The sequence below is a fragment of the Paenibacillus polygoni genome, from assembly GCF_030263935.1.
In the GTDB taxonomy this organism is placed as follows: domain Bacteria; phylum Bacillota; class Bacilli; order Paenibacillales; family Paenibacillaceae; genus Paenibacillus; species Paenibacillus polygoni.
In genome coordinates this window covers 3,167,063-3,184,253 of the sequence record NZ_CP127162.1, presented here as the reverse complement: position 1 = coordinate 3,184,253, position 17,191 = coordinate 3,167,063, and the positions used below count along the sequence as shown (strand labels likewise).

At 42.1% G+C, this 17,191-nt stretch carries 15 protein-coding genes and 1 riboswitch; of the genes, 13 read left to right on the top strand and 2 right to left on the bottom strand.

From position 1 onward, the window contains the following. Positions 1-9: 9 nt before the first annotated feature. Positions 10-1,506, bottom strand: a complete 1,497-nt coding sequence (locus QPK24_RS15230; RefSeq protein ID WP_285742494.1) for an amidase — start codon at positions 1,504-1,506, stop codon at positions 10-12. A 107-nt stretch (positions 1,507-1,613) separates the two neighbouring features. After that, entirely contained in the window at positions 1,614-2,564 is a 951-nt protein-coding gene (locus QPK24_RS15225; RefSeq protein ID WP_285749349.1) for a DMT family transporter, read from the bottom strand. Positions 2,565-2,697: 133 nt separating this feature from the next. Then, positions 2,698-2,842: riboswitch (FMN riboswitch) on the bottom strand. A 434-nt stretch (positions 2,843-3,276) separates the two neighbouring features. On the opposite strand from QPK24_RS15225, the gene QPK24_RS15220 reads away from it, so the two are divergent. The 13 genes from QPK24_RS15220 (at position 3,277) to opp4C (ending at position 17,183) form a co-directional block, all read left to right on the top strand. Further along, positions 3,277-4,665, top strand: a complete 1,389-nt coding sequence (locus QPK24_RS15220; protein ID WP_285742493.1) for an amino acid permease — start codon at positions 3,277-3,279, stop codon at positions 4,663-4,665. Positions 4,666-4,858: 193 nt separating this feature from the next. Then, a complete protein-coding gene (locus QPK24_RS15215) occupies positions 4,859-6,115 on the top strand; it encodes a WD40/YVTN/BNR-like repeat-containing protein (RefSeq protein ID WP_285742492.1) in 1,257 nt (418 codons plus the stop codon). A gap of 115 nt (positions 6,116-6,230) precedes the next feature. After that, positions 6,231-6,629, top strand: a complete 399-nt coding sequence (locus QPK24_RS15210) for a DUF2500 domain-containing protein (RefSeq protein WP_213531209.1) — start codon at positions 6,231-6,233, stop codon at positions 6,627-6,629. A 184-nt stretch (positions 6,630-6,813) separates the two neighbouring features. Beyond that, positions 6,814-7,563, top strand: a complete 750-nt coding sequence (locus QPK24_RS15205; protein ID WP_285742491.1) for an SDR family NAD(P)-dependent oxidoreductase — start codon at positions 6,814-6,816, stop codon at positions 7,561-7,563. A gap of 134 nt (positions 7,564-7,697) precedes the next feature. Further along, positions 7,698-9,449 (top strand): hypothetical protein, encoded by a 1,752-nt coding sequence (locus tag QPK24_RS15200; RefSeq protein WP_285742490.1) that lies wholly within the window; start codon positions 7,698-7,700, stop codon positions 9,447-9,449. Positions 9,450-9,635: 186 nt separating this feature from the next. Continuing rightward, a complete protein-coding gene (locus QPK24_RS15195) occupies positions 9,636-9,803 on the top strand; it encodes a hypothetical protein (protein WP_285742489.1) in 168 nt (55 codons plus the stop codon). Positions 9,804-9,967: 164 nt separating this feature from the next. Next, positions 9,968-10,390: a cell wall hydrolase gene (locus QPK24_RS15190; RefSeq protein WP_285742488.1), complete on the top strand. Its 423-nt coding sequence runs from the start codon at positions 9,968-9,970 to the stop codon at positions 10,388-10,390. A gap of 41 nt (positions 10,391-10,431) precedes the next feature. Continuing rightward, entirely contained in the window at positions 10,432-10,893 is a 462-nt protein-coding gene (gerQ, locus tag QPK24_RS15185; RefSeq protein WP_285749347.1) for a spore coat protein GerQ, read from the top strand. A gap of 217 nt (positions 10,894-11,110) precedes the next feature. Further along, on the top strand, positions 11,111-12,223 hold the full coding sequence (locus QPK24_RS15180) for a hemolysin family protein (RefSeq protein ID WP_285742487.1): 1,113 nt from the start codon (positions 11,111-11,113) through the stop codon (positions 12,221-12,223). A 92-nt stretch (positions 12,224-12,315) separates the two neighbouring features. Further along, on the top strand, positions 12,316-13,236 hold the full coding sequence (locus QPK24_RS15175; protein ID WP_285742486.1) for an ArsR/SmtB family transcription factor: 921 nt from the start codon (positions 12,316-12,318) through the stop codon (positions 13,234-13,236). A gap of 238 nt (positions 13,237-13,474) precedes the next feature. After that, on the top strand, positions 13,475-15,205 hold the full coding sequence (locus QPK24_RS15170) for an ABC transporter substrate-binding protein (protein ID WP_285742485.1): 1,731 nt from the start codon (positions 13,475-13,477) through the stop codon (positions 15,203-15,205). An 85-nt stretch (positions 15,206-15,290) separates the two neighbouring features. Continuing rightward, complete coding sequence (locus tag QPK24_RS15165) at positions 15,291-16,247, top strand: ABC transporter permease (RefSeq protein WP_285742484.1); 957 nt, start codon at positions 15,291-15,293, stop codon at positions 16,245-16,247. 12 nt (positions 16,248-16,259) lie between these two features. Further along, complete coding sequence (gene opp4C, locus QPK24_RS15160; protein ID WP_285742483.1) at positions 16,260-17,183, top strand: oligopeptide ABC transporter permease; 924 nt, start codon at positions 16,260-16,262, stop codon at positions 17,181-17,183. Positions 17,184-17,191 lie beyond the last annotated feature (8 nt).

Genomic DNA, 17,191 nt, shown 5'->3' with positions numbered 1-17,191 from the left:
TGTCACGTCCTATTCATTTTTTAACATGGGATTGTCCATGAGATCTACCCAAAGCGATGAACTTTCGAGTAAGGAAGCTAAGGTGAATAACTCATTCTCATGCCCCTTTGCGGCCATCACTTGTACGCCGATGGGAAGTCCTGACTCTGTTAGATGAATAGGAAGACTCATCGCTGGATTGCCTGTAAGATTAGCTAACTGTGTAAACGGGGTATAGGTCAAGCTTGGAAGGAACATTTCATAGATAAGTTCCTGTTGTTTAGCCTTTGGTAAATCGCTCACGGAAAGCAAGTGCTCGATCTTTTCTGGTCCAGGCGTAAGTTCTCCCACAAGCGGTGCCGGATAGGCATTGGTTGGTGTAATGTAAAAATCATAACGATCATAAATCGTACCCATCTGAGCAGCTGCGACATCCCATTCCGCTAAACTGTGGACAAATTCGGCAGCAGATAACTTACGGCCTGCTTCAAGCAGAACCCATCCTTCGATTTCGATATCTTCCGCAGTAATGGATCTGCCAAGTCCGCGTTCCATGCCAAGAACCATAGCAGCCATTTCACCGCTGTTCATCATGTAATAGTTCTCCATCAGACGGACCCCATTTACAGGGCTCAGTTTTTCTTCCACAACATGTCCTTCAGATTCTAGAAAGCGAACCAGTTTATGTACCGCTTCTATAGCATCTTCACTCACAGGTGTACATACAGGTGAGGTAGTGGTATATGCAATACGGTATTTACGTTTAAGCGGCGCATACATATCTTCGAGATAACGCCCAGGATATAGCGGAACTTGAAAAGCAGCTTCATTCTGAATAACTTGGAGTACATCGAGAAGAGCAGCACTGTCTTTAACCGTCTTGGATAGTGCAAAATCGATGGAGGCCCCTTGCCATTGTCTACCCACGCCAGGGCCAACCGGTGTACGTCCTCGGGTTGGTTTAAGTCCGAAGAGTCCGCTGAAGGATGCAGGGATACGAATGGATCCTCCGCCATCACTTGCTCCTGCGATTGGAACCATTCCAGACGCAACGGCTGCTGCGGAACCTCCGCTGGAACCGCCAGGGGAGTGCATGGTGTTCCATGGATTCCGAGCAGGTCCGTGCAGCTTTGGTTCCGTAATATTTTTGAGGCCGAATTCCGGTGTATTGGTATGACCGATCGGAATAAAGCCGGCTTTTCTTAACTTGGCAACGAAATGAGAATCATATAAAGGTTTATGCTGTGTAAACAGCTTAGAGCCAGAGGTGAGCGGTTCACCCGCGATGGCTTGGGAAATATCTTTTAACAAAATAGGTACACCTGCAAAAGGCTGCTCCATAATGCTCACCTGTTCAGCTTCAATCAGGGCTTGTTCATATCTTGTATGTACTACAGCATTTACTTTTGAATTTTGTTTTTCAACTTGTTCTATTGCAGCTCGAACTAACTCGGCAGGTGAAGCTTCCCGGTCTCTGATGAGCGCAGCAAGTCCTACGGCATCATAGGAAGTGTACTGGTTTTTCATGTCAATCATCCTTTCTGAATATGATTTTACCATACGCAAGAGCGCTGTCGTTATCTCGTACATAAAAAAAGCCATGTCTTTAGAGACATGGCAGGATGGGACCTTTATTAGTTTATAGAAAGCTGGTTCTGATTCGTCTGTTGCTGACGCGTTAGAATAAACAGAACGGACCATATGAAGATAAAGCCTACGAGCTGAGCCAGTGTAATCATTTCACCAAAAGCAAGCCAGTTTACAATAATACCAGTCATCGGAAAACTCAGTTCAGCGAGTGTAGCCATAGATGCTTTTGTTGAAGATAAGCCTTTATAGTACAGAAGCAGACTCAGTAGTCCTGGCAGTAAGGCTTGCGCAAGAAGATTTATAATGATACTGGTAAGTGCAGGACCCGCTTGCGGGAGGTTGGTTACTCCACCTTCAATCCATGTCATTCCAACAAGCAAAGGGATGGCGAATACATACCGGATTGAAGTAACAGTACTATACTGAATTTGACCAAGGAGCAGACGGCCCATCACTGTAGAACCGCCCCATAGAGCAGCTGCTAAAAGGGACAAGATGCTGCCAATTTTGAGCCACTGGGTTCCTTCGCCAAAGGGTAAGTGAAATCCAAAGGTAAGTAGATACGTACCGATGATCGCTATGGTAAACAGAGCGCCAAACTTTTGTGGCAATGTTTCTTTTAGAATTAATTTAGCTAAAAGAATAGCAAAGATAGGCTGCATTTTCTGCAGTAAGATGACTGCATTTAAGTCACCGTTTGTCAGTGCCATCGTGAAGATAACAGACGCAAGTGCAGATCCGCCCCATGAAATAAATAACATGGCAAGGTAGTGCTTCAGCTTCAAATGTTTCAATTCATGACGATTCCTCCACAGAATCGGACCTGCGACAAGACATACAAGTAAATGTTCTACGAGAACAACTTGCATGGAAGTCAGATGTTCTAACAAGTTGATACGAAACAGGGGACTTATTCCCCATAAAGCTGCCCCAAGGGCAACCAGCCAAAAACCAGTCGAACTCGAATTTCTTTTTGCGTGGGTAGTGTTTTCCATCATCAAACTCCTCCATCGAATTTGAAAATGGTATCTTCAGTTAACAAAACCCCTATCATCTCAGCATACTGCATGCCAAAAACAATAGGGGTTGATCAAACAAACATGCGAAATAACACGGCACGTTGTTATATTTGATCTTCTCTCATCCGGACTGTACCGTCGGCTTTGGAATTTCACCAAATCAGTCAATCTTCCATAATAAGAAAATTGAGTCGCGGGCTTCGCTAATAAGCGTCACCGCCGGTTGGGAATTTCACCCTACCCCGAAGATCCATTATTCAATTAGCTGATATATTTTAGTAAGTAAATGAGTTGTTGTAACTCTGTAGCTGTTATCATAATACAGGAAGCGCTGTCACAGCAAGTACTTTTTTTATAGACACGTATACTTACTAATATCTTCTATTCCTATAAGTTAAACATTCATCAAGAATCGGCCGTATCATCCGCTTCCATCATCCCGAATTTCATTATATACAGGAATCGATAATTCGGTGATTGAGTTGTGTCTTTTACGGAATGAATAGCGTCTTTTTCAAGTCGAAAATAGCATAATACTAGTGGGAATAGGAGATTGAGTAAGAGAAGTGTAGTGATTTGCTTATTCCTTTAAATATTCATTGACAGGGTCATTTCATATTTAGATAATAAAACAGCATTGCTATGAAACTTACGAATAGTAGGGCAACTTACATCTAGGAGTGACTTTATGGATTTATTACGTAAGAAACATTTTGACCCCAATCAAAAAACGGATAACAATCTAAAGAAATCGCTGGGCCCTTTTGATCTGACCGTCCTTGGAATAGGGGCGATTATCGGAACGGGTGTCTTTGTCGTTACGGGAACTGCTGCCGCAGATAATGCCGGTCCAGCACTCGTTATTTCATTTGTTGTTGCTGCCCTGGTATGTATTCTTGCAGCACTTTGTTATTCTGAACTAGCTTCCACGGTAACGATATCCGGCAGTGCCTATGCATACAGTTACGCCGCTTTTGGTGAAGTGTTCGGCTGGTTAATGGGTTGGGCTCTTGTACTCGAGTACGGCTTAGCTGCCGCTTCTGTTGCGAGTGGGTGGTCTGCCTATGTGCAAGGACTATTAGCTGGTTTTAATATCCATTTGCCTGCTGCATTGTCTGGAGCATTTAATGCAGCCTCAGGACAAATTGTGGATTTACCGGCCGTTATTATTATCTTGCTGATTTGTTTGCTATTAACAAGAGGCGCGAAAGAAACGGCTAGATTTAATGCGTTTATGGTGTTTGTTAAAATAGCTGTCATTCTCATCTTTGTCATCGTTGGAGCTTTTTACGTGAAACCGGATAACTGGACACCGTTTATTCCATTCGGATATTCAGGGATTCTGAGCGGTGCTGCGTTAGTGTTTTTTGCCTATATTGGTTTCGATGCTGTAGCAACCGCGGCGGAAGAAGTTAAGAACCCACAGCGAGATCTGCCGATCGGTATTATTGCTTCACTATTAGTGTGTACGTTACTCTATGTAATTGTTGTTGTAGTCCTTACAGGCATGGTACCTTATACAGAACTTAGTGTAGCTGATCCGGTAGCCTTTGCACTTCGGTTCGTTCAGCAAGATTTTGCAGCAGGACTCATATCGCTAGGGGCGATTGCTGGAATAACAACCGTTTTACTTGTACTGTTATTCAGTCAAACAAGACTCTTATTCGCCATTTCTCGTGATGGACTGCTTCCTAGATTTTTATCCAAAGTAGATGAAAAGAGACAGACTCCTGTTCGAAGTACTTGGATGGTTGGACTTGTTATTGCCTTGTTATGCGGATTCCTTCCACTTGATAAACTGGCAAGTCTGACAAATATGGGCGCATTATTCGCTTTTGCTATCGTATCTTTAGGTGTAATTGGATTGCGTAAAGCAAGACCGGACCTTAAGCGAGGCTTTACGGTTCCGTGGGTACCATTTCTTCCTTTGTTAAGTGCTGGTTGTTGTTTCCTGCTCATGTTCCAATTAGACATTTGGACCTGGATGGGATTCATCCTTTGGATGATTGTAGGACTTCTTATTTATTTATTCTACGGATACTCGCATAGTGAACTTGGTAAAAGTAATCCTAAATAAACCATTTTTCTAGATAAAATATACTGATTTTAAAAAGCTTTCGGCTAGTTGCCGGAAGTTTTTTTGTTTATTACAGAAGAATTCATTTCCGTTGCAAATGGATTCAGACAAGTAACAGATTTGACTCTCATTCAACACGAATTATGCTATAATGACTAACTTAGAGAAAAAGCTATGGCAGAAAGGTGATAACATGCGTAGAGCAATCGTATGGTCATTAGCATGTATGCTGGTATTGCTGCTTGCAGCCTGCAGTTCGAAAGAGTCCGAACAAGTGCAGCCGACCATAAAAGAAGAACCTGTAGAGACAGGGCAAACCCTTACATTAGTAGAACCAGAATATTATGAAGTACCGGATAGTAATAAATATCAAATTCAAACAAGATTGACTGATTTTCAACTCATCCATGGTTATGGAGGTCTTGCTTGGGGCGTTACTCGTAATGAATTAAGACTGTATTATACGCGAGATAACGGAGCAACCTGGGTTAATATTTCTCCTTCAGCCAATGTGAAGTTTTCATCTAACCCTGTTTACGGAAAAGATATTTTCTTTTTAGATGGAGAACATGGATGGATCGTTCGTTCGGGAACGGATGGAACCAATAATGTCGTTCTGCGTACGGATGATAGCGGAGAGAGCTGGAAGATCGCTTCACTTGAAGAATCGCAAACCGTAACAGCCCTTCATTTCAATTCTAGTAAACACGGTTATCTCATGACGAGTGAGAGTGTGGGGACAGTAAAAGAACAAAAAACATTATATATTACGACCGATGGCGGAGTTAACTGGACCCAAACATCAACGAATAATCCAATTCAGGCTACAGATGAAGCGATTCCACTACAAGGTTATGCGATGGGCATGATGTTTACAGACAACGGGAAAGGTTTTGTACCTGTTCTAGAGCTGGGAACACCAAAAATGTACGTAACTAGCGATGACGGTGAGACTTGGAGCATGGACAAGTCATTTTTTAATCGTACTTCATCACTTCATACGAAATGCTCTTCGTTTACAATGGGAGAAATGGAGTCATTAAGCGTTAATCATCATAAACTTTACATACCGCTAGGATGTTCTGAAGGAGACCAAGTTAAGTACAGCGGATTATTCACAGATGATAGCGGCGATACATGGAATCATGTCCAATTTGAGCTGCCGGCAGAAAGCGGGACAGATAAACGGCTGTATCCTACTTTTGTCTCTGATCATATAGGGTGGATGTTACAAGGAAAAACAATATACCAGACAACTGATCAAGGGAAAACTTGGTCTAAACTTGCAGGCAGCAAGAATCTGTCTGATTTATTGGATAAGTACCCTGAGGTTGTGAAAATGCAGTTCGTTACGACAAAAGTCGGATGGATCTTACTTGAAAATGCAACGGAGAAGAAATCAATATTGATGCAAACGACGGATGGCGGGCTGAACTGGGAAGTGTTATAACAAAGAAAATTTGTATTATTCTGCTAAAGAGATGACAAGTTCCTTTCCATAGTGGCATATACTTGAACAGAATGACGGTTTGTCAGAAGCCAGAACTTGGACGGGAGGAGACGGCGTGGGATTTGAATCTTTCTGGATGTTTGATTTTTTCGGAACGGTATTCCCTGTAGTGTTTGTCGTGATTCTCGGTATTATTGCTATTTCCATTGGAAAAGAAGCTCTTCAGTGGGGGAAAAACAAGAAACAGCCTGTCCTCACAGTGCATTCTCGGATTACGGGTAGACGTATTTCTGTTCAGCAGCAGACAAATCAGAGCGAAGGCAACCATACGAGAACCATGTATTATGTCACGTTTGAAGTAGAGAGTGGCGATCGATTGGAGTTTAAAGTCGCCGGTAAAGAGTATGGTCTATGTTCTGAAGGAGATGAGGGAAGACTCACTTTTCAAGGAACGCGTTACATAGGCTTTGAACGTCTTGCTAGAGTATATGCCGAGCCGGTTCACGGGTCTTAGGGAAAGATACGGAGCTGATGCATGAGTGAAGTTGTCTTCTATTCATTTCTCTTGCCATAATAATGTATAGGTCGTCCCTGACAAGGGCGGCTTTTTTTGATGTTTATTCGAAATGAATAGAGTAACTTGGTAGAACTAGGGTAATGAGTAGGAAAGGAATTCAGAAGGGAAGGGTGATGAGAAAATGAGATTTGAAAATACGGTAGTCATCGTAACGGGAGCCGGCAGCGGGATCGGTAAAGAAGTGGCAGGTGCTTATGCCATGCAAGGAGCAAAGGTCGTTCTTGCGGATCGCCATGAGGAGAAGGGAGCAGCGGCGGCTGCGTCGCTGCGTCAAGATGGATACGAAGCGATGTTTGTCCACTGTGACGTTAGGTCAGAAGAAGCAATTCTAACACTCATGGAAGCTGCGGTAACTGAATATGGACAGATTGATGTTCTAATTAATAATGCAGGATATGGGATTTGGAAATCACCTTATGAACTCACTGTAGATGAATGGGATGATGTGATGAACACAAATGTCCGCAGCTGTTTTCTTGGGACAAGGATCGCTGCCAAATACATGAAAAACAACAAAAATGGCGGCTCTGTAGTCAATATTTCTTCTACTCGGGCTACCATGTCAGAGCCAAATTCAGAAGCTTATGCTGCTTCTAAAGGAGCTATTATTTCGCTTAGCCATGCGATGGCTTTATCCTTGTCATCTGAACACATCCGGGTCAATAGTATCAGTCCGGGATGGATTGAGACTGGTGAATATGAACAATTGCGCCCAGAGGACCATTCGCAGCATCCAAGCGGAAGAGTGGGGAAACCATCGGATATCGCGCGTGCCTGCTTATACTTGACCGACCCTGAGAACGATTTTATTACAGCAGAGAATCTAGTTGTTGATGGTGGAATGTCACGAAAAATGATATATCAGCCCTAGCCTAGGACTCCTATCAAAATTGTATAATATTTCTGGATGAGCCCAACATGAGCACGAGGGCTCATTTTTTTTGCTCTATTCCACTGTTATAATAGCGTTGGCTTAAAAAAAGAGAAAAGAAGTGGAGGTAAGATATGTACGGGAAACTTTCCCGCATGCTCTTGTGGGTTGTACTTCTTGCTAGTGTAACATGGTTGACAGCTTTTGATTCTTCAAAAGAAACTACTCGGGCAATGTGGCTTTGGCAAGCTGAATCGATTCAGGACGGCGGCCAAGATATACTAGATTACGCAGACAATCATCGGATTAATCATATTTATTTACGAATTGATATGGAGCAACCTGCCGCAGTATACCAACGTTTTATCCTTCGTGCACATGAGAATGGAATAAAAGTGGATGCGCTGGGAGGTCACCCAAAGTGGGCGGCGGAAGGCGGAGAAGTTCCGTTATTGCGTTTTGCTAACTGGGTTGTTGACTTTAATAGAGAATCAGAAGAAAATGAAAAATTCAGTGGAATTCATCTGGACATAGAGCCCTATGTTCTAGGGGAGTGGGAGATCGATAGCGATGAGGTCACTCGGACTTATCTTGCGAATATTGAAAAGTTCCTGTCTGTCATTGAGCAAGAACCTAGCCTGGATTCAGCTATAGATCTTCCTTTCTGGTATGATCACTATTATAACCCAGACTCACAAGAACCGCTGATTCAGTGGTTTATGGGCAGGTTTGATCAAATCGCTTTAATGGCTTATCGTGATAAAGCAAGTGGGGTGGGCGGGATTGTCCAAGTTATTCAAGAAGAGATGGAATGGTCAAGCAATTATTCTGCAAAAATCATTGTTGGAGTTAACGCGAAACCAATGCCGGGAGAAGAATTCACCACATTTGCTGGAAAGTCGAAAGAGAAAATGGAACAAGCTCTTCAGGAAGTGACAGCATCCTATGCAGGCTATTCCAGTTTTGCAGGAGTTGCCATTCATGATTATGTATATTGGAGTCAGATGACTCAAGATACAGTAAATCCAGAGCCGACACCAGAACCAGAGCCGACACCGGACCCAGAACCAGAACCAGAACTGCCGACTGACTCTATTCGCGGAACTTATATATGGAAAGCAGAACAGATAATTAATGAAAGTGACCAAGTGCTCGAGTTCTTACAAGAGAAAAAGGTGAATTTTCTATATGTAAGACTTGATCTTGACCAGCCGTATTCACTGTATCGCAATTTTGTGGGTCAAGCTGCAGCGATGGGAATTGAAGTTCATGCGATGGGCGGTCATCCAAGTTGGGGACTTGAAGAAAACAGATCACGTCTAACGAGGCTCATTAATTATGTGAAACAATATAACCTACGTGCAGCAGAGGATGAAAAATTCCACGGCATTCACTTAGATATTGAGCCATATACAAACTCGGAATGGGATAATAACCGAGAACGTGTGCTTAAAGAGTGGGCATCTAATATAGAGTATTTCGCTCGTGAGACCAAAAAAGATTCCGATCTCAAAACAAGTGCTGATTTAGCTGTATGGCTCGATCGCCATGAATTGCCAGGAAAAAACATGACGGTAACGGAATGGATGATTCGTACATTGGATCATATCTCACTTATGGCTTTCCGAGATACAGCAGAAGGATCTAACGGAATTGCGACCGTTGTAGCTCAAGAAATGGAAATTGCTGATCAATTAGGCAAGCCGCTGCTGATTTCGGTGGAAATGAAAGAAAGTCATGAGGGAAATCATATTACTTTTTATGAAGAAGGCGAAGCTTATATGGAATCAGAACTAGCGAAGTTGCCAGGTCTGCTTGCGGAATATAATGCTTATCAGGGGTATTTAATTCATTCTTACGATTATTGGATTAATGCGAAGCCATAAAGAATTATTTAATAATCTCATATAGAGATGAGAAGAGCGGACTAAAGAAACTTTTAGTTTGCTCTTTTTTCATATGTTCATTTCTCTATCCGTATATATTTCCAATTAGAGATTTGTTAAACTGGAAAAAAAGATATAATCTCGGAGGAGTCTATGTATCTGATTAACTTTTTTGGAGGCAAGCATATGTCATATGCAGAGGCTGAGCCTAGAACGAGTTTCGGTCCTCTATCTTCAGGTGAAGGCACGTATGATCCTATTCTTGTGATCATTAGTGCGGTCGTCGTGCTTGTTTTTCTCGTTATAGGTTATTATGTGTCTCGCTATTTTCGTAATCATCAGAATAAAAAATGAGTAAGAAATAAGAAGAATGTTGGGCTCTTGTGAAAACAAACCCGATGTTCTTTTTTTATTTTTCGAAAATAATTGAAATAAATGTCACGATCTGGGCGAATGCACAATAAGATATAAAGTATAGCCATGAGAACACTTAAGTAAAGGAAGGAGGAAGACTTCCATTGGCAGTGATTAAAGCGAATTCCGAAGATGTGAGATTACTGGCGAGACTTATGCGTGCGGAAGCGGAAGAAGACGGGGATACAGGGATGCTTCTTGTAGGAAATGTTGGGGTCAATCGAGTTCTCGGAGGATGTTTGGATTTTCGTAATATCCGTTCTGTGAGTGATATGGTATTCCAGAATCCGGGAGGATTTGAAGCAACCCAAAAGGGCTATTTCTATCAGGCAGCACGGGAATCAGAGATCAGGCTCGCTCAGCGGGTTATTAACGGGGAAAAAATATGGCCGGCAAGTAACGCACTCTGGTTCTTTAGACCATCTGGGGATTGTCCGCCGACTTGGTACAATCAAGCAAATACAGGGAGATACCGAGCACATTGTTTCTTTAGTCCTTCAGTAGAGGATTGTCCTGCTGTTTATTAGTTTTTTGAAAAAGTATCTATTTAAAATCAGGGAGGTTTTTAATTATGTTCAACCAGCCTTACCAGCCCGTCACTTATAAGATTGGAAATGGAGGACCTGGATACGATCCGAGGAATATGGGAATGCCTTCGATGCCAATGATGCCTATGATGCCAAACACAACCGTTGTTCCTCCAGAAGTAAGCAGTGGAAGTGTGATGACGCCAGGGGGAGCAGTGATTCAGCAGAATCTCCCTTTTGCAGAACAATCTTTTATCGAGAATATTCTTAGGTTGAATCTAGGAAAGATAGGGACTTTCTACGCTACTTATGAAGGGAACCGGGAGTGGAATGCAAAGATCTTTAAAGGAGTTCTAGAAGCAGCAGGACGTGATCATATTATCATAAGTGACCCAAACACAGGCCAACGCACAATCATTTTAATGGTGAACTTTGATTACGCTACGTTTGATGAACCGTTGAATTATGAATATCCATACGCGCCGCCTAGTGCTCGGCGGTAAAGCTTAGGATTATGGACGTTTTCTCATAATCCCTAATAAAACACATAATGCATTAGTAAGCCGCAGGGTACACCATTTATCTTTTTTGTGTACCCTGCGGTTTTTTACAGCACTTATTTTGGGCTTCACCTCATATATATAGGATCAAGATCAAGACAAAGAGGGACAAAAGGAGGTGAACCTATTCACTGCATTTTCATGGTGGATAGGACAATCATTGGCTGATCCTTTACCGGCTATCGAGCTATTCATGATGACGACAGTTCTTTCGTTAATTAGTGCCATTTTTGGTTTTTTTCAGAATCAGTTAAGTTTTCTTGCTAAAGACTCAGAACCGCGGGGACCCATCAATAATACGGTTTCGTCTGCATTTGACAAGGCTGGACAGCATCTGCGAGCTCATGTGCGAATCTATATTTATTTATGCAGAGCAGGATTAATATTACCGCCAATGGCAGCCGGAATAATGGCTGCAGGAAGTATACCGCGCATCATTACAGCTGTTTTTGTGGTTCTTTTAGTGACTGAGTATCTGGTTTTCGGTCGTATCATTTCTAGACTGTGGATCAGAAGAAGTGAAAAAAAGCTCTCTTCTCCAGTAAATATTTCTTCACTAGATCATAAGGAAAGTACGTTACTTAACCAAAATCTTCTGGAATTCTCTACAAGAACCGCAAGGGAAATCATGATTCCACGTACAGAAATGATATGCCTCAATACCGAATGGAGTGTTCATGAAAATTTGAAGCTTGCAAGTATAGAGATGCGCACTCGCTATCCCGTGTGTCATGGAGATAAGGATCATATCATTGGATTCGTTCATATCAAAGATTTATTTATGTCAGGAATGGAGGATTATATAAGGGCAATTAGGCCTGTTCTCAGTATCCCTGAATCCACTTCGATTGATCTTTTACTGAAACAAATGAAGGAATCAAAGACGCAAATTTCCATTGTGATTGACGAGTATGGCGGAACATCAGGGCTCGTGACCTTAGAAGATATCGTTGAAGAAATTGTTGGTGAAATTCAGGATGAGTTTGATAATGAACGGCCGCTTGTGGAATATCTGGGAGATGGCGTCTATTCGATTGATGGATTGATGTTAATTGAAGATGTAAACCAGCATTTTGAACTGTGTCTTGATGACAATCAATATGATACGATTGGGGGCTGGCTGTTTTCTGAATTAAGATCTTCCGCTCCGCAAAAAGGAGAATATATTATCAAAGCGGGCTTTAAGTATGTTATCGAAGAAATCGAACATCTGCGAATTTCCAGAATACTTTTGTCCCCTCAGCAGGCTGCAAGTGAGCAAACGGGTACGTAACTCGCTGTCTTATATAAAGAAATCTTATAATCGCTTCCTATTCCATACTTCCTTCGAACGTTATAATATAGGGTACGAAGGAGTGTGAAGCTATGAGTTATGATATTACCTTTCGGTTTAAACCCGTATATGAATTTATGAACAGTCTTCATACTTTTATTTGCCGTAAATCACATAAAAAGATTGAACTTTCACCGAAGTGGGTCAAAGAGACTCAAGCTATGCTGACTACTGAGTATAGTTCAATACTCCACGAATGGCAGATGGATGAAGAGTGGAAGTACGCTTATCTATTGTTAGAACAACAAGATATATACACTGCTGAAGATTACATAACCTTTTTAGAAAATACATCAGACAAAGATCTGCTGGGCCATTTCGTTACTCTTTGCAAAGATTGGAATTATAAGATTCCTGATTTTGAAATGAAGAGGTTTAAAGAGAGGTATAGGGAACTATTTTACGAATGGAATGAACAATATTTCAAACAGATGAGTTCTGAGGTGTGTAAAGCCCTTCAAGCAGAAAATGCAGTTCGACTTGCTGAAAAAGAATATAAATCGGTGGAATCACTAGTCGATGAAACGACACGAGGGCTCGTGTTTAACAAAACGGAGGGGTTTGTTCGGATCGTGCTTATTCCACAGTACCATTTTCAGCCGCTGCATATATTTTGGCATTATGGAAATACGATTGTCTGCCACTATGCAGCACCTGTTTACCTTGGGGATGATACCGTTATTCCTCCGCATGATTTGCGAGTGCTTCGCAGCTTAGGAGAGAAAAACCGTCTGAAAATACTTAAGTATCTGCACCAAGGACCACGATCCTTTATTGAAATTGTCAGGCATTTACAGCTTTCAAAAGGGATTACGCATGATCATATTTCCAAACTGCGCAGCAGTGGACTCCTATATGCTCATTTTGATGGAGAGAATCTGATCGAATACAGCATCAGATCGCATGCGCTGCGTCAAGTGGAACATTCTTTACTAAATTACATAGAAGGTTAAAAAAATGCTGAAAACCATCAAAATCCTTGTGCGACGGGGAGTTTGATGGTTTTATTTTTCAGAAAATGATAAAAAGTTGAAAAAAATCCATAAAATTAACTGGTTCTCTATTTACAGAACTGCATTTCGTTTCTATAATAATGACTAATCAATAAAAACATACCTAGTTTATCGGAATTGTTCCTCGGATGTTTTGTAAAGGCGTTACTAAAAAAATAAAGAGATGGAGAGATGTTTTATGAGAAAAAGGATTGTCTATGCTTCCTCGTTATTGCTTGCTGGCTCGCTTTTGTTATCTGCATGTTCAGGAGAAAGTGCTTCACCTGCCGATCCGGGCACAGGTACATCAGTTGGTGATCCGTCAGGGGAAGCTCCTGCAGCCACGAACCTGTTAACGGAAAAAATTCCTGCATCAGATATTAGCAAATTACCTCAAACCGCTGTACAAAGAACAGACACGGTGATTGTGGGACTCACCGATCCAAGCGGATCGTTCACGCCTTATTTCTCACAGAGCGGTTATGACGGTAACGTTGCTTCCCTTCTGTACACATCTCTTATTTCTTCGGACGCTGAGGGACTCCCTGTTGCAGATTATGCAGAAAGTTATGATGTCTCTGAAGATGGATTAACCTATACATTCCATTTACCTGAGAAAGGCACGTTTAGTGATGGATCACCGCTCACTTCGGAAGATGTTGCATTTACTTGGACGCTTCTGCATGACAAAGCTTACGATGGCGATACCGATATTACACTGATGAAAGTGAAAGGCGGTCTTGCTTACAAAGAGGGGAAAGCAGACAGCATCGAAGGTATTAACATCATTGATCCTTATACGATTTCAGTAACCCTTGAGGAACCCAATGCAACGGCTCTTCTAAATCTTGGCGGTAACGTGCTGTCCAAAGCCTATTACGGTAAGGATTATAAATTCGGTGAGCTTACTTATTTGCAAAAACTACATTCCGCTCCGCTCGGTAATGGACCCTACATATTAGAGAAATTCCTTCCTGGACAAGAGGTTCGTTTCACAGCAAATGAACATTATCTGAAAGGAAAACCAAGTGTAGAACGTTTTATCTATAAAACCTCTCAGGGTGATACATGGCAGTTCCTTGAAACAGGCGAAGTGGATCTTGCTTCTTATACAGCAACACAGGAGAACATTGATAAATTAAAAGGTCTTGGTTATGTCGATATCCTGCCTTATACACCGAGCACTTATGGATATTTCCAATTGAATCTTGAGAATGAACAGATGAAAGAAAAAGAAGTACGCCAAGCTATTACTTACGGTTTGAATCGTCAAGCCATTTATGTAGATGCAAATCAAGGAGCAGGGGAAGTAGCTAATATTCCAGCAGCTCCGATCTCATGGTCTTATACCGAAGAAGGAATTAACCCATACGAGTATAATCCAGAAAAAGCGAAGGAACTTCTTGATGCAGCAGGATGGACCGTAGGCGGAGACGGGATTCGGGAGAAAGACGGCAAAAAATTATCCATTCATTATCTTGGTTCCAAAAGCCCGGCCACGGATATTTTTATCGCGGTAGCCAAAGAAAACTTTGCCGAAATCGGTATTGATTTTCAGCCGGAAGTATTTGCCGACTTTAACGCATTAGTGTCAAAAGTAGAAAGTAAAGACTATGATATGGCTGCCTTCTCAACGCCTATGCTAAGAGATCCTTCTGAAGGAGTAATTCAATTCATTGACGGTTCATTGCCAGGTTACGACAATCCGAAGGTTAAAGAACTTTATGCAAAAGGTCTGGCTACAGTAGATACTGAGGAACGTAAAGCAGTGTATCAAGAATTGTATCAAATACTGAATGATGAACTGCCGGTTATCTTTACTTTTTACCGGAAATCCGTATACGCAAACAATGGAAGACTTGAAAACGTAAGTATCAGCCCATACCAAGGCATTGCACAATCACTGCCTGAATGGAAAATAGAACAATAGCATTTGGTTAGAGAATCAAAAAGTTAGCATATGTCCGTTCTAGATCCCTAGGCGGACATATGTTTTAACAGATAAGGAGCATAACATGAGCACTTACCTTGTCAAAAGACTCACCTACATACTAGTTATTTTGCTGGCAGCGTCCTTTCTTATTTTCAGTCTTTATGCTCTTACGCCAGGAGATTATGTGTCGAGTAATATCAAGCTAAGTCCAGAACGTAAAGCAGAGCTGCGGGAGTTATATGGACTTGATAAACCGATGCTTGATCGCTATGTGATTTGGATTAAAAACGCACTACAAGGAGACTTTGGTTATTCCTTGGCGCAACAAAAACCCGTGTTAACCCTTTTTAATGAATATATCTGGAATTCATTTCTTCTTGCTGCCGTGTCGACTTTTCTCACATGGCTCATTGCCGTTGTGATTGGAGTCATTTCCGCTTACAAACAGTATTCTTGGTTTGATACCGTAGTCATGCTGATTATTTTTGCAGCCATGTCCATTCCGTCCTTTTTCATTGGACTTTATTTAATTAAAATGTTTGCCGTTGACCTGAAATGGCTTCCGCCAGGCGGAATGACAACAACGGGCAGTAATGCAACCGGTCTTGCTTATGCCAAAGAAGTAATTCAGCATATGGCACTGCCTGTCGTTGTCATGACACTGCTTGGAATCGGCTCACTCACAAGGTATATCCGCAGTAACATGATTGATGTAATTAAACAGGATTATATCCGAACAGCGAGAGCCAAAGGGCTGACTGAACGTAAGGTGCTCTTCACCCATGCTCTCCGAAATGCTCTGCTTCCGGCGATTACTCTTGTCGGTTTTGAGCTTCCCGGACTGTTTGGCGGCTCGTTAATTATTGAAAAGATTTTTAACTGGCCGGGTATAGGACAGCTTTATATGTCGTCTTTTTCTTTGCGTGATTATCCTCTGCTGATGAGTTTTACTGTATTTATCGCGATTTTAACTGTCCTTGGCACCTTGTTGTCGGACCTGCTGTATCGACTTGCAGATCCGCGTGTCAAGCTGGATTAAGGGGTGAATCGAATGTCCTCAATAAGCAGAGTTACAAAAACAAGTACAGGGCCAGGAGTGGAGCACAGATCATCTTTATGGCGTCAGTCCGTCCGAAAACTGCTGCGAAACAAACTGGCCATTTTTGGTCTTGTTGTGGTGATCCTGATGTTTCTGATCTGTTTCTTAGGTCCGCTGTTTTCTCCTTACGCGGATAACAAAATTAATATGCTGGAGATGAAGAAAGCGCCGAATGCAAAACACTGGCTTGGAACAGATAACTTAGGACGAGATGTACTTACTAGAGTAATGCAAGCAGGACGTATATCTCTGACAGTAGGGCTAGCCTCGATGATGTTATCTGTTCTGATTGGGGCGACGCTTGGAGCAGTAGCTGGGTATTATAGAGGGGTTGTAGATCAGCTCATTATGAGAATTGCCGATTTGCTGCTAACGATTCCGAGCCTTCCGCTGCTATTTATCATCGGTGCACTTTTATCAGAATGGAAAGTACCCCCAGATTACCGAATGTACGTGGTTATGCTGATGCTTGGACTCGTGAATTGGCCGGGTCTCGCCAGAATGGTGAGGGGACAAATGCTCAGCTTACGAGAAAGAGAATTTATGCATGCTGCAACGGTTCTTGGACTCAAGGACAGGAAGAAACTGTTCCATCATCTTTTGCCGAATATTTATCCGCTTCTTATTGTAATGGCAACCTTAAGTATCGGCGGTGCAATTCTAAGTGAATCGGTGCTGAGCTTCTTTGGACTCGGGGTTATGCCGCCGACGCCAACTTGGGGCAATATGATTGATGCTGCGAATAACTTGATTGATTTTCAACAGCATCCATGGCTTTGGATGCCGCCTGGTTTTTCTATTTTTATTACAGTCATTGCTATTAACATATTTGGGGACGGTTTACGTGATGTGCTTGATCCCAAACAGAAGAGGTAGGTGAACAT

Bases quoted from the DNA above. Each gene is read 5' to 3' on its own strand.
- QPK24_RS15230 (WP_285742494.1), bottom strand. From the start codon at position 1,506: ATGAAAAACCAGTACACTTCCTATGATGCCGTAGGACTTGCTGCGCTC.
- QPK24_RS15225 (WP_285749349.1), bottom strand. From the start codon at position 2,564: ATGGAAAACACTACCCACGCAAAAAGAAATTCGAGTTCGACTGGTTTT.
- QPK24_RS15220 (WP_285742493.1), top strand. From the start codon at position 3,277: ATGGATTTATTACGTAAGAAACATTTTGACCCCAATCAAAAAACGGAT.
- QPK24_RS15215 (WP_285742492.1), top strand. From the start codon at position 4,859: ATGCGTAGAGCAATCGTATGGTCATTAGCATGTATGCTGGTATTGCTG.
- QPK24_RS15205 (WP_285742491.1), top strand. From the start codon at position 6,814: ATGAGATTTGAAAATACGGTAGTCATCGTAACGGGAGCCGGCAGCGGG.
- QPK24_RS15200 (WP_285742490.1), top strand. From the start codon at position 7,698: ATGTACGGGAAACTTTCCCGCATGCTCTTGTGGGTTGTACTTCTTGCT.
- QPK24_RS15195 (WP_285742489.1), top strand. From the start codon at position 9,636: ATGTCATATGCAGAGGCTGAGCCTAGAACGAGTTTCGGTCCTCTATCT.
- QPK24_RS15175 (WP_285742486.1), top strand. From the start codon at position 12,316: ATGAGTTATGATATTACCTTTCGGTTTAAACCCGTATATGAATTTATG.
- QPK24_RS15170 (WP_285742485.1), top strand. From the start codon at position 13,475: ATGAGAAAAAGGATTGTCTATGCTTCCTCGTTATTGCTTGCTGGCTCG.
- QPK24_RS15165 (WP_285742484.1), top strand. From the start codon at position 15,291: ATGAGCACTTACCTTGTCAAAAGACTCACCTACATACTAGTTATTTTG.
- opp4C (WP_285742483.1), top strand. From the start codon at position 16,260: ATGTCCTCAATAAGCAGAGTTACAAAAACAAGTACAGGGCCAGGAGTG.